Here is a 25,995-nt window from a genome sequence, read left to right on the forward strand (position 1 = left end):
CCATTTATCCTGACACTGTGAACATCACCCAGGAATCCACGCAGGGACGGAATCGGCAACGTACCGAACTGAAAGATTTCCTGCGGACCCGCCGTGCCCGCCTGACCCCCGGCGACGTGGGCCTGCCCCCGGGTGGGCGCCGCCGCACCCCCGGGCTGCGCCGTGAGGAGGTCGCCGTGCTCGCGGGCGTGGGGACGTCCTGGTACATCCAGCTCGAACAGGGGCGGGACATCACGGTGTCCCCCTCGGTGCTGGACGCGGTGAGCCGGGCCCTGCGGCTGACCGTGGTCGAACGCGACCACCTGTACCGGCTCGCCGGGGTGAACCCGCCGCTGGTGAGCGGGCCCGAGCCCGACGAGGCGGAGCTGGCCCGCATCGTCGACCACTGGGCGCCCTCGCCGGCGCACGTGATCGACCAGCACTGGAACGTCATCGCGATGAACCACGCCTCGGAGACGGTGTTCGGGTACTCCAGGACGGAGGGGGAGACGCTGAACTGCCTCGTCGCCTTCTTCACCGACCCGGTCTACCGGGGACGGCACCGCCACTGGGCCGACATGGCCCCGGACCTGGTGGCCGAGTTCCGCCGGGACGCGGCGCGCCACCCCGACGACCCGGGGTTCGGCCGTCTGGCCGACCGGCTGCGCCGGGCGAGCCCGGAGTTCGCGGAGCTGTGGGCGCGCCACGACGTGGTCTCCCGGCCGCAGCGGCTCAAGGCGGTCGACCACCCGTGGCTGGGGCCGCTCCGCTTCGAGCACTCCGTGCTGCACATGCCCGACCGCCCCGGCGTACGGCTGATCCTGAACACCGCCGGCGCGGACGCGGCGACGGCCGAGGCGCTGGAGCGGATCAGCGCGGGTGCCTCCGGGCGCCTGCCCGTCGGAGCCCCGTGAACGACCGCACGCCCGCGCCCGGAAGGACTCCGGGCGCGGGCGTGCGCGTGTCCGGGCGCCGCCCGGCACGGGGACTCCACGGGGGCGGGGCGGGGACTCGGGTCGGTGCGCGGGTCGGCGCGGGCGTTCCTGTGTCCGCGGGTCAGCCCGCGGACGTGGGCGCGGCCTCCGGGCGCAGGAAGGGGTGCAGTCGCCGCTCCGCCCGCAGGGTGGTGGGGTCGCCGTGACCCGGGTGGATCGTGGTGGCGTCGGGCAGGAGCGCGCAGTGCCGGTTCAGCGCGGACCGCAGCCGCCGCTCGTCGCCACCGGGCCCGTCGGTCCGGCCCAGTGCCCCCGCGAGCAGGGCGTCCCCGGTGAAGAGCGCCGACTCCCCGCCTTGGACGTGCAGGACGATCGACCCCGGCGTGTGCCCGCCGGTGTGCAGGGCCTCGATGTCCAGCCCGGCCGCGCGCACGGTGGTCCGGTCGCCGTCGACCGCGCGCAGGCCGGAGGGGTCGGCGTTGGGGTGCCCTTCCAACAGGTGCGCGGGGAAGTCGTCCGGCAGGCCGCGGGCCGGCGCACCGACCATGAAGCGGTCGGCGGTGTGCACGTACACGGGCACGTCGTAGCGTGCGCCGACCGGGACGGCGTCCCAGGTGTGGTCCATGTGGCCGTGGGTCAGCAGGACCGCTTCCGGCTCCAGCCGGTGACGGGAGACGAGGTCGCTCAGCCCCTCCAGCGACCGCTGGCCCGGATCGATGATGACGCAGCCCGCTCCGGGGCCTTCGGCCAGGACGTAGGTGTTGGTACCGAACACGCCCGCGGGGAATCCGAGGATCAGCACGGTTCCCCCTAGTAGCGCGTGCCGACGGCCTCGGGCACCGCGTCGAGCAGCGCCAGCTGCTCGGAGGTGAGGGTGACACCGGCCGCGGCCGCGTTCTCCTCCAGGTAGCGGGGGTTCTTGGTGCCGGGGATGGCGACGACGTGCTCGCCCTGGGCCAGGACCCAGGCCAGGGAGACCTGGGGGACCGTCACGCCCAGTTGGCGCGCGACCTCGCGGGCGCGGTCGATGATCGGCTGGTTGGCCGCGATCGCCTCCGGTTGGAAGCGGGGGGTGCGGTGGCGCCCGTCCACCTCCGGCAGGTCCTCGGGCGAGGAGATCGCCCCGGACAGGAAGCCGCGGCCCAGCGGCGAGTAGGAGACGAAGGTGATCCCGGCCTCCGCGCAGTGCGCCAGCACCCCGTCGGCCAGCGGTTCGCGGCTCCACAGCGACAGTTCGGTCTGCACGCTGGTCACGGGGTGGATCGCGTGGGCCGTGCGGATCTCCTCGACACTCGCCTCGGAGAGCCCGATCGCGCCGACCTTGCCCTCCTTGACCAGTTCGGCGAGCGCGCCCCAGCTCTCCTCCAGCGGGACCTCGGGGTCGATCCGGTGCAGCTGGTAGAGGTCGACGTGGTCCACGCCCAGGCGCCGGAGGCTGGCCTCGCAGGCGGCGCGCAGGTGCTCGGGCCGGCCGTCGCGGTGGCTGGCGAAGGTCTCGGGGTCGTCGACCACGAGTCCGCCCTTGGTGGCGAGGTAGGCCCGGTCCCGGTGGCCGCGCAGGGCCCGGCCGACCAGTTCCTCGTTGGTGAAGGGGCCGTACTGGTCGGAGGTGTCGATCAGGTCGGCGCCCAGGTCCAGGGCCCGCCGGATGACCTGGACGGACACGTCGGCGTCCCGTCCGAGCTGGTCGTACCCCCACGACATGCCCATGCAGCCGAGTCCTACCGCGCCGACCCGGCGCCCGGTCCCGCCCATCTGCCTCGTGTCCATGGTCGTGCTCCCATCGTCGCGCCCGGTCTCGCCCAGGTGTAGTCGGCACAGTGGTTCCGCACCCGAATAGTAGCAGGGTTCTGTCACAAGACAGGGGATTGGGTAGTGTGAGGGTGTGGGCGTCCGCCCGCGACGGAGAGTTCGGTGCCCACGGAGGTGCGCGATGGAGCAGGTCAGCCTCGGTCCGGTCGAGGTCGTGTCCGGATACGAGCGGGAGCAGTTGGTCGAGCGGTTGGGGATCAGCATCACGGAGTGCGGACCGGACCTGGTGGTCGGCCGGATGCCGGTGTCCGGCAACCGGCAGCCGGTGGGACTGCTGCACGGCGGCGCGAACGCGGTGCTCGCGGAGACGCTGGGGTCGCTGGCGGCCTGGGTCTGGGCGGGGACGGACCGGATCATCGTCGGGCAGGAGTTGTCCTGCACGCACCACCGGGCGGTCCGGTCGGGGTCGGTGACGGGCGAGTGCCGCCCCCTCCACCGGGGCACCGACAGCGCCACCTACGGGATCACCATCCGCGACGAACTCGGCCGGCTCACCTGTACGGCCCGCCTGACCTGTGCTCTTCCGCGTTCGCGGGGGCGCCGGGGCGGTCGTGCGGCGGGTCGGGCCAAGGGCGCGGGCGTGGCATGATCACTGGAGGTCGACAGGCCGGATCGCGAGGTGGGAGACATGATGGAGCGTAGGCCGGCCGGGGATTCCGGGCCGGAGCACGGATCCGTGGGGGCCGACCGGCTCGGCCACACGATCAAGCGTGCCGAGCAGGCGCTCATCAGCCGCAAGTCCCGCGTGCTGCGGGAGTTCGGGCTCACGGTCCCCCAGTACGCGGTCCTGCTCCTGCTGTCGGTGTCGGACGGGATGTCCGCGGCGCAGTTGGCCCGCGAATGCATGGTCACCCCGCAGACGATGGCCACGGTCCTGACCAACCTCGACCGCTCCGGCCTCATCGAGCGCTCCCTGTCACCGCTGCACCAGAAGGTGACCGTGAACAGCATCTCCGACGAGGGCCGCGCGCTGGTGGCCCGAGCCGACAAGGCGGCCCTGCGCGTGGAGGGCGGGCTCGCGGCGGAGTTCACGGAAGCGGAACTGAGTACCTTCAGTGACCTGCTGGAGCGCGCGATTGCGAAGCTTAACTCGATGGAATGAATTCATCACATTGCGTCGCCTTTTCTGTTGTGGAAGACGCGGTTTCTGGCCGAATGTGGCCAGGGGCCGCGGTCCGCTTTTATCGTCGGCGCGCCCAACCAGCGGGGACTTTCTCGGGGTGCTTGGTTCGCCATTGATCGGGTGAGCCTGATCACATTGAACAGGTCGTCCGTGGTCGTATTCTTCCTGAGTCCTGCGGAAATGCATTAATTCTCCGCATGGTGAGATGGTATTCGCCCGCACTCGTGTTTGGTTGAAACTTTGACATTTCCGTCCGGACACCGGGCGGCGCGAGGCGGGCACCGGTGGTTTACAGGGGGTCTTCTGGTGGAGCATGAAGGATCGTTGAAGGTCGGGGTGTTAGGGCCTCTGACCATGGCCAACGGGGACGACAAGGCGGCGCACCTGCCTCCGAAGCCGCGGACGGTGTTCGCGCTCGTGGCCACCGATCCCGATCGGGTGGTCTCCGCCGAGAGCATGGTGGACGAGCTGTGGCGGGAGAACCCGCCGCGCACGGCCGTCACCACCGTCCAGACCTACGTCGGCCAGGTGCGCCGGCTCATCGGCGCCCTCGCGGGGACGACCACGGACCGGATCGCCGAACGCGTGCTCGTCACCGAGGGCGCGGGATACCGCCTCTCGACGGACATGATCGACATCGACGTCGTCGCCTACACCCGGCTCACCCGTTCCGGCTGCGCCGCCGCGAGCGCGGGCGACCACGAGCGGGCGGCGCGGCTGTTCCGCGACGCGCTGGCGCTGTGGCGCGGCCCCGCGCTGGTCAACGTCGAGACCGGGACGCGCCTGGACGCCCAGGTCACCCGCCTGAGCGAGGCGCGGCTCTCGACCCTCGAACACCGTCTGCGCGCCGAGCTGAACGCGGGCGGGCACGCCGACCTCATCGGTGAGCTCGCGGAGCTGGTGGCCCTGTACCCGCTGCACGAGGTCTTCCACGAGTACCTCGTCCTGGCCCTGTACCGCAGCGCCCGCCGGGCCGAGGCGCTGGGTGTGCTCGACTCCCTGCGGAGCAGGCTGCGGGGGGAGCTCGGTCTGGACCTCTCCCCCCGCCTCTGCGTCCTGCAGCAGGCCGTCCTCCACGACGACCAGGACCTGCTGTCGGGCGGTGTCGGCCTGGAGCTCAGCCGCTCACCAACAGGCACGACCAGGTGAAGCCGGCGCCCGCGCTGACCACGAGCGCGTGGTCGCCGGGAGCCAGCAGGGGGACGAGGTCGGCCAGCCCCGCCGCGGCGTCGCCCGCGCCCAGGTGGCCCGTGGTCTCGCCGAGGAGCAGGGCGGGGGCCGACGTCACCTCCGACAGCGGCTTCACGTAGGCCTCCTCCAGGGTCGTCCGTCCCAGCCGGGGCAGCACGACGTGCCGCAGGCGGGGGTCGGCTCCGTCGACACCGCCCGCGGCCAGGCAGCGCCGCACGACCTCCTGCAGGCGTGAGCGGCTGTCGGCGGAGAACTCCGCCTTGCCGCCCTCCTCGAAGTAGGCCTTCTTGGTGCGGCGGATGTCGATGCGCTCGGACACCGAACGGGGCGCGGTGCCGAACGGGTCGCGTCCGCGGTGCATGCGCTCCAGCCGCGGCGCCGCCATGCTCTCCAGCGCGTGCAGGTAGAGGTCGGGGCGGCGCGCGGCGGCGCGGTGCAGCAGGACCGAGGTCGCCCCGTCGCCGTAGCCGATGCCGTAGTCGCCGCTCCAGCGGTCGAAGGCGCTGTCGGGGAAGCGGTCGGCGGTGGTCACGAGCGCGAGTTCCAGGTCGGGGTCGGCCACCAGGCGGGCGATCGCCGTCTCGATGGCCGCCGCGCCGCCGTTGCAGACCTGCTGGATGCCGAGGGGGAGGCCGTCGTGGGCGCCGATCCGGTCGGCGACGTAGTGCGCGGGGGACCACAGGTCGTGGCCCTGGTAGTGCATCCAGGCGTGCAGGACCAGCCCGATGTCCGCGGGGTCGGTGCCGGTGCGCCGCAGGGTGTCGCGGGCGGCCAGGACGGCCATCCGCGGGGGTGCGGCCTCCGGCTCGACGGGGAGCGCGGAGTACCCCAGGTCGGCGGCCGTGTCGGCGTCGACCAGGCCCTCGGCGACGGCCCGCTCGGCGGTCTGGGCGCTGTCGGGGAGCCATGTCGTGATGCCGGACAGGCCGACGGGTTCGGTGAGCCGCATGCGTCCTCCTCAAGGGTTATGACAGACCTCTGTTATACATTAGGGTTCTGGCAAGTACACGCCCTGGAACGCCGGGCGCGCCCGCCACGGGCCGCCCACGACCGAAGGGACCACGCCATGGCCGATCAGGACCGGGGCGTCCGCACCGCCACCTCCGGGGGAGTGCGGACGATCACCTTCGCCCGGCCCGAACGCCGCAACGGGATGGACCTGGACATGTTCCGGGCCTACTACGACGCGCTGGCGGAGGCGGACGCCGCGCCCGACGTGCGGGCGGTCGTCGTCACCGGCCAGGGCGGGAGCTTCTGCTCCGGCGCCACCGCCGACCTCCTGGACCGGCTGGCCGCGGGAGCCGCGGGGCAGGACCTGGTCGAGGAGCTGGGGCACCCGCCGGACCTGCCCCTGCGGCTGGGCACGCCGGTGATCGCGGCGGTCAACGGCGGCGCGGCCGGACTCGGCCTGGTCCACGCCCTGTACGCGGACGTGCGCTTCATGGCGGACGGGGCGCGCCTGTCCACGTCCTTCAGCCGGTTCGGCCTCGCCGCCGAGTACGGGTCCGCGTGGCTGCTGCCCCGCCTGGTCGGCACCGCCAACGCCCTGGACCTGCTGCTGTCGGGGCGCGCGGTCGGCGCGGACGAGGCGCTCCGGATGGGGCTGGCCCAACACGTGCGGCCCGCGGACGAGGTGCTCCCGGCCGCACAGGCCTACGCGGGAGAACTCGCCGCGCACGCCTCGCCGGCCGCGATGGCGATGATCCGCCGCCAGGTCTGGTCCGGCCTGGAGACGCCCCTGGAGGAGGCGGTCGCCGAGTCCGTCGAACTCATGACCCGCGCCTTCGCCACACCCGACTTCCAGGAGGCGGTCCGAGCCGTGCGCGAACGGCGCGCGCCCCGGTTCGAGCCGCGGTGACCTCCGGCGCCCGGCCGGCTCGACCGGCCCGGGCCCGCCGTTCGTCACCACCCGCCCCCACTTCACCCAGCCGCCCTTCACCCAGAGGAGTCACGATGCGCGCAGTCCACGTCAACGCCTACGGTCCGCCCGAGGTCCTGGAGCCGGGAGAGGCCGCCGCGCCGACCGCCGGCGCCGGTGAGGTCGTCATCGACGTCGAGTACGCGGGGGTCAACTTCGCCGAGGTCATGTTCCGCCGCGGCCAGTTCGAGATCGGCGTGCCGCACGTCCCGGGCCTGGAGGCCGCCGGCACCGTCCGGGAGGTCGGAGCCGAGGTGACCGGTCTGGCCCCCGGCCAGAGGGTCGCGGCCCTGACCCTGGCCGGCGGCGGGTACGCGGAGCGCGTCGTCGCGCCCGCCGCGCTGACGGTCCCCCTCGACGACTCCGTCCCGTCGGACCTGGGCGCGGCCTTCCCCTGCAACGTCACGGTGGCCCTCGGACTGCTGCGCGACGCGGCACGGCTCCAGGACGGCGAGAGCGTCCTGGTGACGGGTCCCGCCGGCGGCGTGGGGACGGCGGCCGCGCAGATCGCCCGGCGCATGGGCGCCTCGGCCGTGTACGGGGTCACCTCGTCCGCGGACAAGGCCGCCTACGCCTCGGACTTCGGCTACGACCACGTGTTCACCTACGACGACCTGGTCGGGCAGGTGGCCGAGCGGACCGGCGGCACCGGTGTCGACGTCCTGCTCGACGCCGTCGGCGGTCCGGTCCGCAGGGAGGCGATGGACCTACTCGCGCTCTTCGGCCGCCACATCGTCTTCGGCGACGCGGCGCGCGAGGACGCCGAGTTCACCGGGGTCGGCCTGTGGTCGTCCTCGCGGTCGGTCGGCGGGTACAACCTCGGGGCCATGGTGGGCGCCCGGCCCGACCTGGCGCGCCGGCGGCTGCTGGAGGCGGCCGGGCTGGTGTCGGAGGGCGCGGTGCGCATCGACGTGACCGCCTTCCCGCTCGCGGAGGCGGTCAAGGCGCACGAGCTGCTGGAGACGCGCCGGAGCACGGGCAAGTACGTCCTGTCGACGCGCTGACCGGCCCGTGTGGGCGGTACCGGCACAGGCTCCGGTGCCGCCCGCACGGATGTGGGTAGGCGGGGGGTATGCACGAGATCGAGACGCTCTACCGCCGCTGGCTCTTCGAGGTGTGGGCGGGCGACTTCGCCGTCGCCGACCACATCCTCGCCCCGGACTTCGTCGGGCACTGGCCCGGGTTCGACGTCCACGGCCCCGCCGGGGCCGTCGAACAGGTCCGCCGCTCGCACGAGTACTTCGACGACGTCCGCACCACCCTGGACGCGGGCCCGGTGGTCGGGGACGGCATGGTCGCCGCCCACTGGACCTTCCACGGCTCCTACCGGGGCGGGATCCCCGGCGCGGACGCCGCGCCCGGGACACCGGCCTCGCTCGTGGGCAGCGACGTCTTCCGGGCCGCCGGCGGCCGCCTCGTGGAGTACTGGGTCGTCTCCGACGCCGCGGGCATGATGCGGCAGCTGTCCGCGGGGGCCGACCCGTCGGGGCCGGATGACGCCTAGTCTTCGGCCATGAACGACGATGACTGGCTCGCGGCCTTCGACGAACAGACCCGGGGCACGCCGGCGCTCCTGCCCGACGGTGTCGAGGCGGAGTGGGACGGCCCCGTGCTGCGGATCACCGGACGGCACCGGGGCACGGTCGTCCTCGCGCCGGGCGCGCGTGTGGCGGACGGCGACCTCGACCTGCTGATCGCCCGCCAGCGCGACCTCTTCGCGGCCCGGGGCGAGGCGGTGGAGTGGAAGGCCTACGGCCACGACCTCCCCGAGGACCTCCCCGAGCGGCTGCGCGCGGCCGGGTTCGCCCCGGAGGAGCGCGAGACGGTCATGGTGGGCCTGGCCGCGGAGCTGGCCGTCGACGCCCCGCCACCGGACGGCGTCGTCCTGCGGCGGGTCACCGGCACGGACGACCTGCGCCGGATCGCGGACCTGAAGTCGGCGGTGTGGGGCGACGACGGAGGCTGGCTGGTGGAGCACCTCGCCGCGATGATCGCCGCCGATCCGGGCGGGACCGCCGTCCTGACCGCCGAGGGCGGCGGGGAGGTCGTCTCCGCCGCGTGGCTGGAGTTCGTGCCGGGAACGGAGTTCGCCGGCCTGTGGGGCGGCTCGACCCTGCCGGCGTGGCGCGGGCGCGGGATCTACCGCGCCCTGGTGGCCGCGCGCGCCCGGATCGCCGTCGAGCGCGGCACGCGGTTCCTCCAGGTGGACGCCTCCGACGACAGCGCGCCGATCCTGCGACGCCTGGGCCTGCGGCCCGTCACCACGACGACCCCCTTCGTCTGGTCCCCGGACGGCGCCCCGCGGACATAGCCCGGCCGTCCCGCCCCCGCCCGGCGCGTCGCGGGGCGTCGGCCCTCCGGCGCGCGAGTCCAGGACCGGTCCTTCGATCGCCGCGAAAGCGTGGCGGAATGCGCGCCCGATTGATATCAGGAGATATCACATGGAGGTGGTCGCATGGCCGACGTACTGATTCGCCACGTGCCGGACACGGTGCTGGCCGCGATCGATGGGGACGCGAAGAGACAGGGACTGTCGCGGAGCGAGTACCTCAGACGTGCGCTGGAGCGCACGGCACGCGCTTCCACCGACCCGGTGACGGTGGCGGATCTGTCGCACTTCTCCGAGGCTTTCGCGGACCTCGCTGATCCGGACGTCATGGAACGGGCGTGGGAATGAGCTGGCTGATCGACAAATCCGCGCTGGTGCGGCTGGCTGCCAGCCCGGACGCGCCCGAATGGGCCACCCGGCTCGAACGAGGGCTGGTCCGCGTCTCGACGGTGACCCGACTCGAGGTGGGCTTCTCCGCGAGGTCGGCGGGCGAGTTGCGCAACGCCGCCGGTCGTCCCCCGCTTTCGGCTATGCCCATCGAGTACCTCACACCCGCTATGGAGGACAGAGCGGTCGAGGTTCAGGCGATGCTCGCGGACAGAGGGCAGCATCGGGCTCCGGGAGTTCCCGATCTTCTCATCGCCGCGGTGGCCGAGCGTGCCGGCCTCACCGTTCTCCACCTTCACAAGGACTTCGAGTTGATCGCCGAGATGACCGGGCAGCCGGTCGAGCGATTGCGCACGGCATGAACACGTACGACCGAACGGGCGGGGCGGCCCGAAGGCCGTCCCGCCCGTCGTGTGACTCCCGCGCCTCCTAGAAGGCGGACTCGGGCACGTCCATCAGGTCCAGGTTCACGCCCTGGGCGATCTTGAGCTCGGCGGCCAGGCGCGGCAGGAACTGGTCGGCGAAGAAGCGCGCGGCGGCGATCTTGCCGGTGTAGAAGTCCTTGTCCGCGGCGTCGGCGCCGTCGACCTTGGTCAGCGCGACCTCGGCCTGGCGCAGCAGCAGCCAGGCGAGGACGACGTCGCCGAAGGCGAAGAGCAGGCGGGTGGAGTTCAGGCCCACCTTGTACAGCTCGCGCTTGTCCTCGGCGGCGGCCATCGCGTGGCCGACCATGAGGCCCACCATCTCCTCGACGTTCTCCGCGGCCTCCAGGAGCAGCGCGCGCTCCTCCTTGAGCTGGCCGTTGCCGGCCTCGCTGCGGGCGAAGTCCTTGATCTCGCCGGCGAGCTTGCCCAGGGCCGCGCCGCCGTTGCGGACGATCTTGCGGAAGAAGAAGTCCTGGGCCTGGATCGCGGTGGTGCCCTCGTAGAGGGTGTCGATCTTGGCGTCGCGGATGTACTGCTCGATCGGGTACTCCTGCAGGAACCCGGAGCCGCCCAGGGTCTGGAGGGACTCGGCGAGCAGCGCGTAGGAGCGCTCGGAGCCCACGCCCTTGACGATCGGCAGCAGGAGGTCGTTCATGGCCTCCAGCTCGGTGACGTCCTCACCGGCGTCCTTGGCGATCTGGATCGCGTCCTGCTGGGTGGCGGTGTAGATCACCAGCGAGCGCATGGCCTCGACGTAGGCCTTCTGCGTCATGAGGCTGCGGCGCACGTCCGGGTGGTGGGTGATGGTGACCTTGGGGGAGTCCTTCTCACCGGCCAGGTCGTTGCCCTGCACCCGCTCCTTGGCGTACTCCAGAGCGTTGAGGTAGCCGGTGGAGAGCGTGGCGATCGCCTTCGTCCCGACCATCATCCGCGCGTACTCGATGATGAGGAACATCTGGCGGATGCCGTCGTGCTTGTCGCCGACGAGGTAGCCGATGGCGGGGTGCTTGTCGCCGAAGGTCAGCTCGCACGTGGTGGAGGCCTTGAGGCCCATCTTGTGCTCGACGTTGGTCACGTAGGCGCCGTTGCGCTCACCGAGCGAACCGTCCTCGTTGACCAGGTACTTCGGGACCAGGTAGAGCGAGAGGCCCTTGGTGCCGGGGCCGGCGCCCTCGGGGCGCGCCAGCACCAGGTGGAAGATGTTCTCGGTCATGTCCTGCTCGGCCGAGGTGATGAAGCGCTTCACGCCCTCGATGTGCCAGGTGCCGTCGCCCTGGTCGGTGGCCTTGGTGCGGCCCGCGCCGACGTCCGAGCCGGCGTCCGGCTCGGTCAGGACCATGGTGGCGCCCCAGCCGCGCTCGATGGCGAGCTTGGCGAACTCCTTCTGCTTCTCGTTGCCCTCGGCGAAGAGGATGCTCGCGAAGCCCGGGCCGGCGGAGTACATGTGGACGGCGGGGTTCGAGCCGAGGATGAGCTCGGCGGCGGACCACACCAGGGAGCGGGGGGCGCCCAGGCCGTCCAGCTCCGGGGGGAGGTCGAGGTTGTACCAGCCGGCGTCCATGTAGGCCTGGTACGACTTCTTCAGGCTCTCGGGGACCGTGACGGTGTTGGTCTTGGGGTCGAAGACCGGCGGGTTGCGGTCCGCGTCCTCGAAGGACTCGGCGACGACGCCCGTGGCCAGGCGGTTGACCTCGCCGAGGATGGTCCGTGCCGTCTCCTCGTCGAGCTCCTGGAAGGGGCCCTTGCCCAGTACGTCCTGGCGGTCGAAGAGTTCGAAGAGGTTGAACTCGATGTCGCGCAGGTTGCTCTTGTAATGCGTCATGGACAGCTCCGCTGTGTGTCCCTGGCCGCGGTGTCTGTACACGCGGATCTACCGACTAGTAACAAGTCAATGTTACTACCCAGTAGTAGGAGACGCCAGCACTGGGAGCGACTTGTGTCCACAAACTCACGCATGCGAGACAAAAAGCCTGCTGTGTAGGTATATCGGACTTCCCTGACCGGTGTTGGGAACGCTCCCGAATTCCTGGACCGGCGCCCTCTGGCCCGCGAGCGTGTGACGGAGGATGATGGACCCATGGTCAGGCGTGTGCCCGGAGGCCCCGCCACCGGTCCCCAGCTGGGCGGACCCGAGGCGGCGGAGGACGTGCGCCCGCGTGCCGACCGGGGACGGGCGCCCCGGGAGCCCGTGCCCCGGCCCGTCCCCGGCCGCGCCGGCCCGCGCCGCCGGCAGTACCGGTGCTCGCGCTGCGGCGGCCTGTGGCCCACCGGCTGGCCCGGGGCCCGGACCCCCGGGACGGGCCGCCGGCCGCCGGAACCCCGCTGCCCCGACTGCGGCCACCCGGACGCGGTGACCGTTCGGGACGGCGCCCCCGGGGGCCGCGAGCACAGCGCCATCGACCTGCACTGGCTGATGTCCCGCTTCGCGCCCCTGGACCCGGGCCCCTGCCCGGTGTGCGGCACGCGGCGCGAGTTCGCCGACGCGGGCCGGGTCCCCGGGGCCGTGTACCGGCCGCTGGACTGGGCGTGCCCCGCCGACGACGCGTGGTCCTCGCGGTTCGACCCCGACGGCCACTACTGGGCCTCGCTCGAACCGGTGCGGTGGGAGTCCGAGGCGGCGCACCACGCCTACTGGCTGGCCGCGGACCTGCTCCGGGTGGCGGAGGACGCGGGCGAGGTGACCGCGCTGCCGGTCGGCGCCGAGTACGAGTCCCTGGACGGCGCCGGCGAGTACTGGGTGTACGACGAGGGGGGATGGCGGCTGGCCTGCGAGATCTGAGGTGTGCGGCGCGGCTGGACGGACCGGCGTCCCGGGTGCCCGCCGCGCGCTTCTATGCTCGGACGTGCACGAACACCTGATGTGGGGGGCCACGACACCATGCTGGAGCTGCTGCCCGGGCTCGTCCGGATCTACGAGGGGTGGGCCGAGCGCTACCCCGGCGTCGAACCGCTGACCGTCCAGTTCGCCCCGGACGGCGACCAGGGCGGCCTCAACGGGGTCCTCGCCTACCCGCTGGAGGACCACTGGCTGCTGGTCACGTTCGGTCTGACCGAGCTGGGCGAGAAGACCAGCGAGCAGACCGCCGTCTCCGGCGCCGGCTTCGAGTTCACCTGCCGGATCCCGCGCGAGCCCGAGGACACGTCCGTGCCGGCGTGGATCCTGCGCGTCCTGCACGCCCTGGCCGACCGCTTCCTCGCCGGCGTCGACCTGGACGTCGGCCACTGGATCATCACCCCCTCGCCGCTGGGCGGCGACCCGGCCAACGGCGAGATGACCTCGCTCGCGATCGTGCCGGACGTCGACCTGCGGTTCCTGGACACCGACAACGGCCTCGTGCTGTTCTTCCAGATCGTCGGGCTCCTGGCGGAGGAGGGCGAGGAGGCCCAGCGGGCCGACACCGTCGCCCCCCTCATGGCGCTCCTGCGCGACCGCGACCCGAAGATGATCACCGATCCCGGACGCGAGCCCGTCCGCATCTGAGCGGAGGGCCGCCGCCCCACGCGGGGCGGCGGCCCTCCGCCGGCCGGATCCTCCGGCGCACGGTGCCGCCCGGCTACCGTTCGGCGGCGCGGTCGATGGCGGATCCGATCGAGCCGACCCGGTCGGCGAGCAGGCCCATCGCCCCGATCGCCCGGGTCATCGGATCGTCCTCGGAGCCGCCCAGCGCGCGGCCGCGCAGGAAGCCGTCCTTGACCTCCGCCCACCGGGTCTTCTGCTCCGGGGTCATCACCCCGCGCAGCTCGGCGAGCTTGAGCAGGTTGGCCTCGGCCCCCGAGGTCAGGGTCTGCGCCTCGCCCAGGTAGTGGTCGTCGATCGCGGCCTCCACCTCGGCGTCGTTCATCACCGGCACGATCTTCTCCGCCAGCCGGTTCATGTTCCGGTACGACCCCTGGAGCTGGAACGGCGGCTCCGAGCGCGCGTCCTCCGACTGCGCGGCCGAGGCGATGTAGGCCTGGTTGTTGGCCAGCACCACCTCCTGCACCCGCAGCAGCTTGCGCAGGACGGACAGGATCCGCTCCACCTCGGTCGCCGAGTACGGGTGCTTCAGCTCGTCCGTACCGACCGAGTCGTCGCCCCGGGCCATCCGCACGAACGTGTACACGTCCTCGCGGTCGCGTGAGGACAGGGGCGACAGGGTCGGGTTGGAGGTGAGCGCGTTCTCGATGTAGCTGAGCGCGAACAGCTCCTCCTTCCCGGAGAGCACGTCGCCCAGGTTGTACACGTCGGCGCGGTTGGCCAGCATGTCCGGGATCCGGAACTTCTTGCCCTGCTCGGTGTAGGGGTTGCCCGCCATGCACACCGCGAACCGCTTGCCCCGCAGGTCGTAGGTGCGCGTGCGGCCCTCCCACACGCCCTCCATCCGGCGCTGCCCGTCGCACAGGGAGATGAACTTCTGCAACAGCTCCGGGTTGGTGTGCTGGATGTCGTCCAGGTACAGCATCGTGTTGCTGCCCATCTCCAGCGCGAAGGAGATCTTCTCGACCTCCTGGCGCGACGTGGCGTCCGGTGCCTCCGCCGGGTCGAGCGAGGTCACCGCGTGCCCCAGCGCCGGCCCGTTCACCTTCACGAACACCAGGCCCAGGCGGCTCGCCACGTACTCCATCAGCGTGGTCTTGCCGTACCCGGGCGGGGAGATGAGCAGCAGCAGGCCGCTCTGGTCCGTGCGCTTGTCGTCGCCGGCCGCGCCCAGCTGCTTGGCCAGGTTGTCGCCGATCAGCGGCAGGTACGACTCGTCCAGCAGCCGGTTGCGGACGAACCCGCTCATCACCTTCGGCCGGTACTCCTCCAGCCGCAGCCGTTCCCGCTCGGCGGCCACCAGCTCGTTGCGCCGCCGCTGGAAGTCCCGGTAGGCGGGCACGTCCCGCTGCCGGAACGCACGGGTGCGCGGCAGGATCTCGTCCAGGCGCACGTCCAGCGAGCGCTCGCGCACCCGCGGGTGCGAGCCCAGCAGGCCCGTCACCCTCTCGTGCACCGCGGCCGACGACTCGTACCGCTCCACCCCGCGCCCGGTCAGCTCGACCACGGCCGCCTCGGGCAGGTCGCCCGCGTCGAACGAGCCCTCCTCCAGGGTGGTCGCGAACGCGTCCAGCCACGCCGTCACCAGCTGGTGCCGCGCCGCCACGTCGCCCTCCAGCTTGCGCAGGTCCTCGGCGAAGGCCCGGCGCGTGGTCTCCTGCGCGCTGCCCAGCGCCCGGTGGAACCGGTCCAGGAGCAGCCTGGCCCCCGCGCCGGACACGAAGCCGCGCTCCGAGGGGCCGTCCGCCGCCAACTCCTCGAACAGGTACTCGCCCACCAGGTCCAGCTCGGCGTCCTGGTACAGCCCGGTCTCGGTGAGGAACGCGTCCACGCCCCGGGCCAGCTCCCCGCGCAGGCCGTCGATCGCCGCCGACCGGCGCGCCCCGAACACCTCCCGCGCCCGCGCCAGCGACCCGGCGCGGGTGCGCCAGGCCGCCCGCTGGTCCTCGTCGGTCCCGTAGGCCCAGAACAGCTGCGCCACCGCGCGCGCGGGCCCGGGGTAGCGCAGCAGCCCCGCCCCGGTCCGCAGCCGCAGCAGCGCGGACAGGATCCGGGCGGCGTCGTGGTCGTGCACGCCGCGCTCGTACCCCTCGTCGTACCGGGTCTCGGCGACCCCGCGCACGATGTCCAGCAGCGAGCCCTCGGACTGCACGTCCGCCTCGGCCAGCGCGCGCAGGCCCACCCGTCGCCCACCGTCGCCCCGGGGCGCTTCGCGCGGAGTGGGGCTACCACCCTCAACGGACGGCCTCCGGCCGCTGTCCCTGTCCATCCGTCGCCCACCGTCGCCCCGGGGCGCTTCTCGCGGAGTGGGGCTACCACCCTCAACGGACGGCCTCCGGCCGCTGTCGTACTCCAGCGCGCCTTCCTCGGCGGCGGCCAGGATCGACGTGGCCAGGTACTCCGCCCGGTACACCCGCTCGCTCTCCGACACCAGCAGCCGGTCCCACAGGTACCGGGTCTCCCGGAACGCCTCGTCGGTGACCGGCGCCCGGAAGTCGGTGCCGGTGACGGCCACCGACATCTCCCCCTGGTGCGGGGTGAGCGTCAGGTCGATCGGCTGGGTGTTGACCGCGAACCGGTGCCGGCCCAGGCGGATGGTCTCCCCGCCCGCGCCGCCCTCGAACAGGTCGGCGCGGTCCCGCAGGGCCCGGCCCGCCTCCTGCCGTGCGGCCAGGATCTGCCCGTCCAGCTCCTCCGCGCGCACGGTGTCGCCCAGCGCGCGCATCTCCTCGACGGTGCGGCGCAGCCGGGTGACCATCGCGTCGGAGGCGAAGTAGGTGTTGATGTCCTCCAGCGTCGACAGCGTCGAGACCCGCCGGTGCACGCCCTCCAGCACCCGCGCCGCCGACGACGCCAGCCGGTCGGCCCGCCGCGCCCGCTCGTCGACCAGGGACTGCTTGCGGGTGGAGAACGCCTCGTAGACGTCCTCCCGCTTGTCCGACAGCTCCCCGAGGAAGTCGTCGAACTCGGCGAAGCGCGACTCCAGGTTCTCCAGCTGGAGCATGATCCGGCCGAGCTGCTCGTCGCACCGGTCGGGGGAGTCCGCGGCGGCGAGCGCCCCGGTGATGGCCTGCCCGAGCAGCGCGAACTCGGCCGCGAACTCCGCCCGGCCCTCCAGGGCCAGCAGCTCCTTGCGCCGCGACTCCAGCGTGGCGCGGGCCCGGTTGATCCCGCCCATCACCTCGCTGATCCGCTCCAGGATGCGCGTGCGCACCTGGGCGTCGCCGATGTCGAGCGACCCGATGACCTCGGTGACCACCTGCAGGCCCTCGGTCTGCTCGGCGATGCGCTCGCCGACGGCCGTCGCGGCCGTGACCGCGTCGATCGCCTCGGCGTCCGCCACCAGGCGGTCCACCTCGGAGTGGTACCCGGCGAACGCGTCGTCCTGTTCGAGGAAGGCCACCGTCCGGCGGCCCGCCGCGGCGATCTCCTCGTCCATCCGGTGGTCGAGGTCGTCCAGCCGGCCGGCGTCCACGTAGCGCATCTCGCGCAGCGTGGCCGCCTGCCCCTGGGCGCGGCGCAGCTCGGTCAGCCGCGCCACCCAGCCCTCCGCCGACCGCGGCGCCTCACCGCGCGAGGTGCGGATGAGCGAGGCCGCCCGGCCCTCCGCCTCGGCCAGCGCCTCGGCCGCCTGCCGGGTCAGGGCCTGGACGGTCTCGAACTCCTCCAGGACCTTCTCCGCGGTCGCCCGCACCTGCGACAGCGGCTCGGCCAGGTCGCCCAGCTCCGGCTCGCCCAGCCAGTGGAACTGGTCCGACACCCGGCGGCACGAGGCGATGAGCGCCTCGAACACCTCGGTGGAGGGCCGCATGTCGCTGGCGATGCGCGCCACGGACAGGCACTCCGACACGCCGCGCACCAGGTCGGCGTTGCCGATGCGTTCCAGCGGACCGGTCCCGGCGGGCTGAGCGGCGGCGTACACGTCGGACACGAACGGGGTGCGCCACACCTGCATCGGGTGCACCCGGGTGGGCTCGCCGGAACCGTCGCGGAACACGGTCATCGTGCCGTCGTCGAACAGCGAGTACCCGTGGCAGACGATCGGGTTGGCGACCTCCTTGCGGATGGTGTTGTACGACAGCAGCAGGCTGCGGCCGTCCTCCCGGGAGTGGAAGACGTACAGCACGTCCTCCCCGTTGGGGGAGCGCACCACGCGCTCGAACTCCAGGTCGGTGACGTCGGTGTCGAACGTCCGCGCCGTCCCGGTGGCCAGGTAGTAGCCGCCGGGGAAGATGAGCCCCTGGTCGTCGGGGAGGCGCTGGCACGACTGGCCGATGCCGTCGAGCCGCTCGACCTCCTTGGTGCGCGTGTTGAAGACCAGGTACCGCCACGTGGTCTCGTTGTAGGGCAGCACCTTCATCAGGATGAGCGCGCCCACCCTGGCGTAGTGCACCTCGGCGTCGGCCAGGCTCTGCAGCGGCTCGTCGACCGGCTCGCTGTAGACGCCCTCGCCGACCTCGGTGTTGTTCTCCACCTTGATGGTGAGGTCGCCGTTGAGCGTCTCGACGAACAGCTCGTCGAGGATCGAGATGTGCGGGTGGCGCCCGGCGACGTGGTCCTCGCGGGTGGTCTGCACCCACGGGAAGTCGTGCGAGGGCGGGAACACGTGGTCGCGCTCGCCCCGCGCGTCGAGGTAGGCGATCTCGCCGGTGGGCGAGACCGACCAGCGCAGCACCCGCACGTCCTCGGTGCGCGGGCCGGTCTGGAACACGGCGAGCAGCCGGTCCTCCACCACCCGCAGCTGGAGCAGGTGGGCGTCGCGGTAGTAGCGGTAGAGCTGACCGAAGTCCTGTCGGAACCGCTCGTCCTCCAGCAGGCCGGGGGCGGCGTCCCCGGGGGCGTCGGCGAAGGCGAAGCCCTCGCCGTCCCGCTCGTACCGGTGCAGCGAGAACACGTCGGCGACGTGCGTCTCCCGCTTCATCCCGATGAAGACGTTGTAGCCGAACAGGATCATGGCGCCGTCGGCGTCGGCGCCCACGGAGCGTCCCACGCTCACGATGTCCCGCGGGACGCAGTTGTGCTCGGTGCGGATGCGCTCGGTGCCGAGCAGCTTCAGTTCGGTCCCGCCGAACACTTCCAGCCGTCGGTCGTTGAGCGCCTCGGTCCGCCGGGCCAGCTCGCCGGTCTGTTCGCGCAGCCGGGCGCGGAGCACCTCGTAGGTGCCCGCGTCCAGCGACTGCGCGTCCACGGCGTCCGGCCCGGCGCCTTCGGTCTCCAGGGCCTCGGTCACGGAGGACTACCTCACTGCTTGACGGGGGCGATGGCGGTCACGGGGAGCTGGTCCAGGCCCAGGGAGCGGGCCGTGGAGAGCAGCGAGTCCAGCTTGCCGCTGTTCTGGCCGCCGGCGGCGATCAGCTTGAGCAGCAGGGCCGAGACCGTGAGGTTCTTGATGTCCTCGGTGTCGGCGTCGGCCAGGATCCGCCGGATGTCCTCGGTGAAGTTGCCGCCGTTGCCGTTGCCGTTGGTGCTGAGCCAGTTGCCGCCCAGGGTCTGGACGGTGTCGGAGTTGCCGACGAAGCCGTCGATGGCCTTGCCCATGCCGATGGAGTTGACCATGCGGTCGAAGAACGCGCCGTCGCCGCCGACGATGCTGATGTCGGCGCTCTCCAGCCCGGCGGCCATCGCGGTGGCCTGGGCCTCGGCGACCTGGCGGTGCACGTCGATGCCGGCCAGGCGCACCTCCTTCTCGGCGTCCAGGCGCAGGCGGTACTCCTCGTGCTCACGGCTGACCTGGTCCAGGGCGGCCATGGCGGACGCCTTGTCGGTGAGGCCGGCGGCCTCGGCACGCAGCTTCTGCTCGATGCCCTCGGCCTCGGCCGCGGCCTTCTCGCGGGACACGACGGCCTCGGCGCGCCCGACCTTCTCCAGGGCCTCGGCGTCCTGCTGACGGACCTGGACCTCGGCCAGGCCGGCGGCGGCGGCCTCGGCCTGCAGGCCCTCGGCCAGGCGGATCTTGGCGCGGGTGTCGAGCTCGGCGGCCTGCTGGCGGGCCTCGGCGAGGGTCATCTCCTCGGCGGCGCGGTGCTTGGCCGCGGCTTCGGCGGCCTCGGCGGCCTTGATGTCCTTGACCAGGTTCTCCTGGGCCTCGGCCTCGGCCTGGATGATGATGGCCTGGCGGGTGCGCTCGGCCTCCTCGACGGCGCGCAGCCGCTTGATCGCCTCCTCCTGCTCGGCGACGGTGCGGTCGACGGCGATGCGCTCGCGGACGACGTCGGCGACCTCGCGCTTCTCGGCCTCGACCTCCTTGTCCTTGGCGATGCTGCTCAGCTCGGTCTCGCGCTCGCGGCCGATGACCTCCAGCATCCGGTCCTTCTCGATGCGCTCGGTCTCGATGGCGATGACGCGCTCGCGGTTCTTCTCGGCGACCGCGATCTCGCGCTGCTGGTTCTGGTGCTGGACGCCCAGCGCCTCGCTGGTGCGGATGTTGGCGGTCTCGGCCTTGAGGCGCTCCTCGGCCTGCACGCGGGCGGTCTCGGACTCCTCGCGGGCGCGGATGATCTCGATCTCGCGCTTGGCCTTGGCGGCGGCCTCCTCGCGGCGCTTCTCCAGCTCGGCGAGGGTCTCCGCGGTCTCGGTGTTCTGCCGGTCGAGTTCCTTCTTGCGGTCGTTTTCGAACTCGTTGGTGCGCTTGTGCTCGATCGCCGTGCGCTCGGTGATCTTGCTGATGCCCTGCGCGTCGAGGATGTTGTTCGAGTCGTGCTGGTGCAGCGGGGTCTGCTCCAGCTCGTCGATGGCCACGTCCTCCAGGCTGTAGCCGTTGAGGTCGGTGCCGATCAGCGAGACGATCGCGTGGCGGAACTGCTCGCGCTGGGTGAACAGCTCCTCGAAGTCGAACTGCTTGCCGACGGTCTTCAGCGCCTCGGAGAACTTGGAGTTGAAGAGCTCCTGGAGGGTCTCCCGGTCGCTGGCGCGCTCGGTGCCGATGGACTTGGCGACCTTCTTGACGTCCTCGGCGGTCTCGTTGACGCGGACGTAGAAGTACACGCGGATGTCCGCGCGGATGTTGTCCTTGCAGGTGAGGCCCTCACGGCCGCTGCGCTCAAGGGTGAGGGTCTTGAGCGAGATGTCCATGATCTCGGCCTTGTGCAGGACCGGGAGGACGACGGCGCCCGTGAAGGTGACGTGCACGTCACGGGTCTTGGAGATGATCAGGGCCTTGCCCTGTTCGACCTTCTTGAAGAGCCGCACGATCATGATGATCAGCGCGATGAGGACGATGAGGCCGACGGCCAGGGCGACACCGAAGGTGAGGAAGGTGGCGTCCGCCGCCTCCTGCCCGGTGGTGGTTGCACTCAGGAACACGTAGGGGTCGCTTTCTGGGAGTGGGACGTGCGGGTGCGGGGCGAGCGCCGGGGCTGGGGCGGTGGGGTACCGCTTCGGGCTCGTCGGGGGTGAGACGCGGTCGGGCGCGCCACGGTTCCCCGGATGTGGCCGATGGGCTGGTCCGGGCAGGTGGCGCGGTGTGGGTCGGGCGTGGGGCGGCCGGCCCGGTCAGCTCTGGCCGGGGTCCAGGGCGGCGTCGAAGTGGGTCACCAGGAAGACGTCGTCCTCGGCCCGGTGGTCGAAGATCAGCGCGGTGCCGCCCAGGGGGAGCACCTCGCCGCCGGTGGTGCGGACGGGGATGGTGAGCGCGGCGCCGCCGGAGGTGGTGATCTCGGCCTGGCCGAAGTCCGCACCGGCCTCGCCGATCCGGATCACGCAGGTGCGGCCGACGAGTTCGTGCTTGGAGTCGCCGCCGCGGCGCGGCAGGAACCGGGCGACGGCCATCACCAGGCCGCTGGTGACGGCCCAGGCCGCGACGAGCGCGATGAGCAGCACGACGGCGCCGAGGGCCAGCAGGAGGGGGGTGGACGTGGTGTCGAGGAGACTGGTCATGATGCCTCCCATCATGCTCACGAACCAGGCGACGCAGACCAGCATCGAGAGCGCGACGGTGACCGGGACGGCCCCCAGGCGGGCCCTGTGCATGATCGCGCTCAGGCCGGTGGCGGCGCCGTCGGAGTCCACGGCGTCCAGGAGTTCGCTGTCGGTGGCGCCGACGAGGACGAGCACCCAGTAGGCGGCCACGACGAGCAGCAGGGGCGTGAAGAGCACCGTGGGGAAGCCGAAGGCCGTGCCCAGGAACAGATTCATGTTTCACCTTCCACCCCGGTAGACGCGCTCGCGGCGCCGATGGTTCCGAAACCCTATCGAACGCCCAGGTCAGCTGGGAATTCGGGGTGAGGCGGGGCGTGGGGGCCGACTTGCTTCAAGGTGTCGAATGGCAACGTGACGCGATCGAAGCTGAGGATCCAAGTTCCGGATTCAATTATATTCCTCGCGGGTTTGGTCGTCGTCACGATCATTCGATCGGCTGTGACCTGTGCGGTCATGGTCTGATAGAGGGGTCTGGTTCGAAGGGCGGAAAATCCTGGACGTGTCGTCGTCCGTACCGCTATCGTTCCGGTCGGATGACGGATATTTCGGAGTCCGTTGAAACGGAGCCTGTGGTCTTAAGGCCTATGCGAAGCGGGTCACGGCAACGGAATTGGTATGTCACGGTGAGTATTTATTCTGAAGCCGAGCGCGATGCCGAGATAGTGCGTTTCCGGTTGCTTGGGCCTCTCGAAGTGGATGGTGGTGCCGGGCCCCTCCGTGTGCCACCGGGACGTCAACAGGCCGTTCTGGCGGCGCTGCTGTTGGACCTCAACCGGGTGGTGTCCACAGACCACCTGGTCGACATGCTCTGGGCGCACGATCCACCCGAGACCGCCCGCACCCAGGTGCAGATCTGCATCTCCCGGCTGCGCCGCCTTCTGCGCCCTGTCCGGGCCGTGATCGAGACCAGACCGCCCGGCTACCTTCTTCGGGCCGAGCCGGAGAAGGTCGACCTTCACCTGTTCCGTGCGCGAACGCGTGAGGCGGTATCCCTGCGCAAGAAGGGTCGCCTGGAAGAAGCGGCCGCGCTCCTGCGTGAGGCGGACGCCCTGTGGCGCGGACCGGCGCTCAGCGGGATCGAGGCCGGCGCCCTGAGGACTCGGGCCACGCGGATCGGAGCCGACAGGGTCGACGCCCTCGAACAGCGTGTGGGCATCGAACTCGAACTCGGGCGGCACGCCCGCCTGGTAGCGGAGATCCCGGCTCTTCTGGAGGAGAATCCGCTACGGGAAGGGTTGTGCGCGCACTTGATGCTCGCGCTCTACCGGTCGGGCAGGAAGGCCGAGGCACTCCAGGTCTACCGGTCCAGCCGGGACCGGCTCGTCGAGGAACTGGGCCTGGAACCCGGTGCGGAACTGCGTGCCCTGGAAGTGGCCATACTCAACCAGGACCCGGATCTCCATCCGGATTCCCGCGACGATCCCGGACCGCTTCCCGCTCCGGGAAGCCTCCCCTCGCCCGACCAGCACATTCTGTTCCAACTGCCCAGTGACACCTCGGACTTCGTCGGGCGCGGGGACACGGAGGCCGCGGTGGCCGATGTCCTGGTCCGCGCCGGCGAGTCGGCCGGAATCGCGGTGTTGCTGGGTCCGCCCGGGGTCGGAAAGAGTGCCGCGGCCGTCCACGTCGCCCATCGCCTGGCGGAGGAGTACTTCCCGGACGGCCAGCTCTACTGCGATCTGAGGGGCACGAGCGAGGCGGCGCTGACGCCCTCGCAGGTGCTGGGCCGTTTCCTCCGGGCGCTCGGTGTGCCTGGTCAGGCCATCCCGGACGACCTGGACGAACGTGCCGTGATGTACCGCGGGCTCCTGGCGGCGCGGCGGGTCCTGATCGTCCTCGACGACGCCGCCTCGGAGAGGCAGGTGTCACCGCTGATCCCCGGTGGCGACGGTTGCCGGGTCCTGATCACCTCGCGTGCCCGGCTGACGGGGGTACCGGGCGCTCGTCGCTTCGAGCTCGGCCCCCTGGACGAGAAGCACGCGCTCGCGCTGCTGCACCGGGTCGTCGGCGCCCGTCGCGTGGAGAACGAGCCGGAATCGGCGCGCACACTGGTGGGGATGGTGGGCCGCTTGCCGCTGGCGCTGCGGATCGTGGCGGCCAGGCTGGCGGCCAAGCCGCACTGGACGCTGTCGATGATCGTCGCGAGGCTGTCCGACGAGCGGCACCGGCTCGACGAACTGGAACACGGTGACATGACCGTTCGGGCCAGCCTCTCGCTCACCTACGACGGACTGGACGGGGCCACCGCACGGCTGTTCGGGCAGCTCGGTCTGGTGGAGGCGCCCACCATTCCGGTGTGGGGGGCGGGCGCACTGCTGGACGACCGCCGCGCGTTCCCCGCCGACCTGGTGGAGCCGCTGGTGGACACGCACATGCTCGACACCATCGGAGTCGACGGTGCCGGAGAGCCGATCTACCGCTTCCACCACCTGGTACGGGAGTACGCCAGGGAGAAGGGGGGCCAGGATCCCTCCGCTGCACGGGAGCGGGTGCGCCGATGGGTCGGTGGCTGGCTCTACCTGTTGGAGGAGGCCAACAGGAGGGTGTTCGGTACCAACCTGCTGCGGGTCCGGGGGCGCGGCGCCCGCTGGTCTCCCCCACAGGCGTATGTCGAACGGTTGCTCGCCGATCCGCACCAGTGGATCGAACGCGAGCGGACCAGCATCCTGACCGCCATCAGGCAGGCGGCGGACTCCGGCCTGGACGAGGAGTGCTGGGAACTGGTCTCCCAGTTCTGCGTGTACGCCGAGCGGCGCGGTTTCTTCGACGACTTCGAGGAGGCTCTGCGGTCGGCGGTGGCGATGGTGCGCACGGCGGCCAACGTCCGGGGTATCGCGGCCATGGACTTCTCGACCTGTTCGTTGCGACTCAACCGTGGGGAGAACGACGCCGCCGACGAGGCGCTGGCCCGGTCGCTCACCGGGTTCGCCGAGGTCGAGGACCGGTTCGGTGTGGGGCTGTGCCGGGCGTGGATGGCCGAGTCCGCGTACATGCGCCAGGAGATGGATGAGGCCTGGTCCCTGTGCGAGACGGCGCTGGCCGACTTCGAGGCGGTGGGGGAGCCCGAGGCCATGTGGCGCCCCCTGACACTGTTGGGCCGGATCCGTGCCGATCAGCGGAGGTTCGACGACGGGCAGGTGTATCTGGAGCGGGCGCTCCGCCGTGCCGAGGCGACCGGTGATCCCCGGGCGCGGTCCCAGGTGCTGTACCAGAGGGCCAGGGCGGACCTGTCGTGCGGCCGGTACCTCAGTGCGAGGAACCGCTTCCACGAGGCCCTCGCGCTGATCACCCGCCCTGGTGATCCCATGGGCGAAGCGCTGATCAGGTTCGGACTGGGGCGCGTCCACCTCGCTCTGGGAGAGGTGGGCCCGGCAAGGGAGTTCTTGGGGCGTTCCTTGGAGTTGTGGGAACGTCTGGACGATCACGAGGGCGTGGTCCAGGTCAGGGGCGTCCTCGACCGACTCTCCTCCTGTGACGGGAGCATGGTCACGACCACCCGGTGATCAGGTGGGGCCCGGGCAGCGCAGCCAGTTTCCGCTCCACCCCCCATCCTCATCACACGGCTCGTCCCTCGGGAGGATCAGTGGTGGCCCCGTCGGCGTCTCGGGGACGAGATCCCCGCGTTCGGCCAGGGCGGGGACGGCCGGCGCTGAGAGCGCCGACGCGACGGCGATGGCGGCGGCCAGCCTGCGAATTCTCATGACAACCTCCTGAAGGGGTGGGGGAGGGCCCTCCGAACCGGTTCGGAAAGCCCTTGCTGGGTGGCTGACCGAACGGTAGCGGGACGCTCCTGAGACGGTCCTATCCCGCGGCTATCTCCGTCACGTCCGTACCGTGAGAACCCTCGACCGGACGAGTCCCGCCGCGACGCCGCCCCGTCATCGCTGAGGAAGCCGTGGTCCGGGATGCCCCTGTGATAGCGGCCGGATCCCTCTCGCTGCTTGGCTGTCGGCGTTCGAGTCCTGGCCAGGGGCGATCCCCCTGCCTGATCAGTGCGCGAGGTACGGCTGATGCCCTCCGAGACTCCCCTCCCCCGTCCGACGAGGGAAGACCGGCCACACATGTTCGTCGGCTGTCGCCATTTCCCGGCGCCCGTGTACGACCGGCGCTCCCTCGAGGAACTGACACACCGTGAACGCGAGGTCCTCACCTCCCTGGGGTCAGGTCTCTCCAACCGGCAGATCGCCCGAAGGCTCGACGTCACGGAGCGAACGGTCAAGGCGCATGTCACGCGGATCCTCGAGAAGCTGTCGGTGCAGTCGCGTCTGGAGGCCGCTCTCGTCGTGGTCACGCATCACTGGAGCCGGGATCTCCACGGCGGTGAGGCCGCCTGTGGATGTCATCCGGATCCCGTGCCGAAGTGGCAGGGGACCCATGCGCGCGGTGCCCGCGGTCCACGGGGCGCGGGCGGGGGTTCCGCGGATCGGAGGCGTCGCGCGGACCCCGAATGACCGGGGCCCGC

At 71.6% G+C, this 25,995-nt stretch carries 22 protein-coding genes; 14 read left to right on the plus strand and 8 right to left on the minus strand.

The window, feature by feature from the left end; all coding sequences use genetic code 11:
- Window positions 1-17 precede the first annotated feature (17 nt).
- Window positions 18-893 (plus strand): helix-turn-helix transcriptional regulator, encoded by an 876-nt coding sequence (locus tag HNR10_RS17320; protein WP_312889316.1) that lies wholly within the window; start codon window positions 18-20, stop codon window positions 891-893.
- 142 nt (window positions 894-1,035) lie between these two features.
- On the opposite strand, the gene HNR10_RS17325 is transcribed toward HNR10_RS17320, so the two are convergent.
- Both HNR10_RS17325 and HNR10_RS17330 read right to left on the minus strand, forming a co-directional pair.
- A complete protein-coding gene (locus tag HNR10_RS17325) occupies window positions 1,036-1,716 on the minus strand; it encodes an MBL fold metallo-hydrolase (protein WP_179824840.1) in 681 nt (226 codons plus the stop codon).
- Between the two features lie 8 nt (window positions 1,717-1,724).
- Entirely contained in the window at window positions 1,725-2,684 is a 960-nt protein-coding gene (locus HNR10_RS17330; RefSeq protein WP_179824842.1) for an aldo/keto reductase, read from the minus strand.
- A gap of 163 nt (window positions 2,685-2,847) precedes the next feature.
- On the opposite strand from HNR10_RS17330, the gene HNR10_RS17335 reads away from it, so the two are divergent.
- The 3 genes from HNR10_RS17335 (at window position 2,848) to HNR10_RS17345 (ending at window position 4,998) form a co-directional block, all read left to right on the plus strand.
- Window positions 2,848-3,315 (plus strand): hotdog fold thioesterase, encoded by a 468-nt coding sequence (locus HNR10_RS17335; RefSeq protein ID WP_179824844.1) that lies wholly within the window; start codon window positions 2,848-2,850, stop codon window positions 3,313-3,315.
- A gap of 39 nt (window positions 3,316-3,354) precedes the next feature.
- Window positions 3,355-3,828, plus strand: coding sequence for a MarR family winged helix-turn-helix transcriptional regulator (locus HNR10_RS17340; protein WP_179824846.1), 474 nt, complete (start codon window positions 3,355-3,357; stop codon window positions 3,826-3,828).
- 375 nt (window positions 3,829-4,203) lie between these two features.
- Window positions 4,204-4,998, plus strand: a complete 795-nt coding sequence (locus tag HNR10_RS17345; protein WP_179824848.1) for an AfsR/SARP family transcriptional regulator — start codon at window positions 4,204-4,206, stop codon at window positions 4,996-4,998.
- Here the strand turns inward: HNR10_RS17345 and HNR10_RS17350 are convergent.
- Window positions 4,967-5,989, minus strand: coding sequence for a 3-oxoacyl-ACP synthase (locus tag HNR10_RS17350; protein ID WP_179824850.1), 1,023 nt, complete (start codon window positions 5,987-5,989; stop codon window positions 4,967-4,969). The two genes, HNR10_RS17345 and HNR10_RS17350, sit on opposite strands and share 32 nt — an antisense overlap.
- A gap of 117 nt (window positions 5,990-6,106) precedes the next feature.
- Between HNR10_RS17350 and HNR10_RS17355 the strand changes: the two genes are divergently transcribed.
- From HNR10_RS17355 to HNR10_RS17380, 6 genes are all read left to right on the plus strand, one after another.
- Window positions 6,107-6,898 carry an enoyl-CoA hydratase-related protein gene (locus HNR10_RS17355; RefSeq protein ID WP_179824852.1) on the plus strand — a complete coding sequence of 264 codons (792 nt, stop codon included), beginning with the start codon at window positions 6,107-6,109 and terminating at the stop codon, window positions 6,896-6,898.
- Between the two features lie 95 nt (window positions 6,899-6,993).
- Window positions 6,994-7,962 (plus strand): quinone oxidoreductase family protein, encoded by a 969-nt coding sequence (locus HNR10_RS17360; RefSeq protein WP_179824854.1) that lies wholly within the window; start codon window positions 6,994-6,996, stop codon window positions 7,960-7,962.
- A 68-nt stretch (window positions 7,963-8,030) separates the two neighbouring features.
- Window positions 8,031-8,462, plus strand: a complete 432-nt coding sequence (locus HNR10_RS17365; RefSeq protein ID WP_179824856.1) for an ester cyclase — start codon at window positions 8,031-8,033, stop codon at window positions 8,460-8,462.
- Window positions 8,463-8,471: 9 nt separating this feature from the next.
- A complete protein-coding gene (locus tag HNR10_RS17370; protein ID WP_179824858.1) occupies window positions 8,472-9,269 on the plus strand; it encodes a GNAT family N-acetyltransferase in 798 nt (265 codons plus the stop codon).
- Window positions 9,270-9,413: 144 nt separating this feature from the next.
- On the plus strand, window positions 9,414-9,635 hold the full coding sequence (gene vapB / locus HNR10_RS17375; RefSeq protein WP_179824860.1) for a type II toxin-antitoxin system VapB family antitoxin: 222 nt from the start codon (window positions 9,414-9,416) through the stop codon (window positions 9,633-9,635).
- The gene (locus HNR10_RS17380) at window positions 9,632-10,036 is read left to right on the plus strand and encodes a PIN domain nuclease (RefSeq protein ID WP_179824862.1); all 405 of its coding nucleotides are present in this window, start codon (window positions 9,632-9,634) and stop codon (window positions 10,034-10,036) included. Before vapB ends, HNR10_RS17380 begins: the two co-directional genes overlap by 4 nt.
- Window positions 10,037-10,103: 67 nt before the next feature.
- Here the strand turns inward: HNR10_RS17380 and HNR10_RS17385 are convergent, their stop codons facing one another.
- Complete coding sequence (locus HNR10_RS17385; protein WP_179824863.1) at window positions 10,104-11,921, minus strand: acyl-CoA dehydrogenase; 1,818 nt, start codon at window positions 11,919-11,921, stop codon at window positions 10,104-10,106.
- A 255-nt stretch (window positions 11,922-12,176) separates the two neighbouring features.
- On the opposite strand from HNR10_RS17385, the gene HNR10_RS17390 reads away from it, so the two are divergent.
- Window positions 12,177-12,878: a hypothetical protein gene (locus HNR10_RS17390; RefSeq protein ID WP_179824865.1), complete on the plus strand. Its 702-nt coding sequence runs from the start codon at window positions 12,177-12,179 to the stop codon at window positions 12,876-12,878.
- A gap of 99 nt (window positions 12,879-12,977) precedes the next feature.
- Window positions 12,978-13,580: a suppressor of fused domain protein gene (locus HNR10_RS17395; RefSeq protein WP_179829792.1), complete on the plus strand. Its 603-nt coding sequence runs from the start codon at window positions 12,978-12,980 to the stop codon at window positions 13,578-13,580.
- A 73-nt stretch (window positions 13,581-13,653) separates the two neighbouring features.
- Here HNR10_RS17395 and HNR10_RS17400 read toward each other — a convergent pair whose 3' ends face one another.
- The 3 genes from HNR10_RS17400 to HNR10_RS17410 all read right to left on the minus strand — a co-directional run bounded on the left by HNR10_RS17400 (window position 13,654) and on the right by HNR10_RS17410 (window position 21,749).
- The gene (locus tag HNR10_RS17400; RefSeq protein ID WP_179824867.1) at window positions 13,654-18,846 is read right to left on the minus strand and encodes a DNA repair ATPase; all 5,193 of its coding nucleotides are present in this window, start codon (window positions 18,844-18,846) and stop codon (window positions 13,654-13,656) included.
- An 11-nt stretch (window positions 18,847-18,857) separates the two neighbouring features.
- Window positions 18,858-20,918, minus strand: coding sequence for a flotillin family protein (locus tag HNR10_RS17405; RefSeq protein ID WP_179824869.1), 2,061 nt, complete (start codon window positions 20,916-20,918; stop codon window positions 18,858-18,860).
- Between the two features lie 189 nt (window positions 20,919-21,107).
- On the minus strand, window positions 21,108-21,749 hold the full coding sequence (locus tag HNR10_RS17410) for an OB-fold-containig protein (RefSeq protein WP_179824871.1): 642 nt from the start codon (window positions 21,747-21,749) through the stop codon (window positions 21,108-21,110).
- A gap of 503 nt (window positions 21,750-22,252) precedes the next feature.
- Between HNR10_RS17410 and HNR10_RS17415 the strand changes: the two genes are divergently transcribed.
- Entirely contained in the window at window positions 22,253-25,036 is a 2,784-nt protein-coding gene (locus HNR10_RS17415; protein WP_312889317.1) for an AfsR/SARP family transcriptional regulator, read from the plus strand.
- Here HNR10_RS17415 and HNR10_RS17420 read toward each other — a convergent pair whose 3' ends face one another.
- Window positions 25,037-25,234: a hypothetical protein gene (locus HNR10_RS17420; RefSeq protein WP_179824875.1), complete on the minus strand. Its 198-nt coding sequence runs from the start codon at window positions 25,232-25,234 to the stop codon at window positions 25,037-25,039.
- A gap of 360 nt (window positions 25,235-25,594) precedes the next feature.
- On the opposite strand from HNR10_RS17420, the gene HNR10_RS32015 reads away from it, so the two are divergent.
- Window positions 25,595-25,984, plus strand: a complete 390-nt coding sequence (locus HNR10_RS32015; RefSeq protein WP_312889497.1) for a response regulator transcription factor — start codon at window positions 25,595-25,597, stop codon at window positions 25,982-25,984.
- Window positions 25,985-25,995 lie beyond the last annotated feature (11 nt).

The sequence above is a fragment of the Nocardiopsis aegyptia genome, assembly GCF_013410755.1.
GTDB classification, from domain to species: domain Bacteria; phylum Actinomycetota; class Actinomycetes; order Streptosporangiales; family Streptosporangiaceae; genus Nocardiopsis; species Nocardiopsis aegyptia.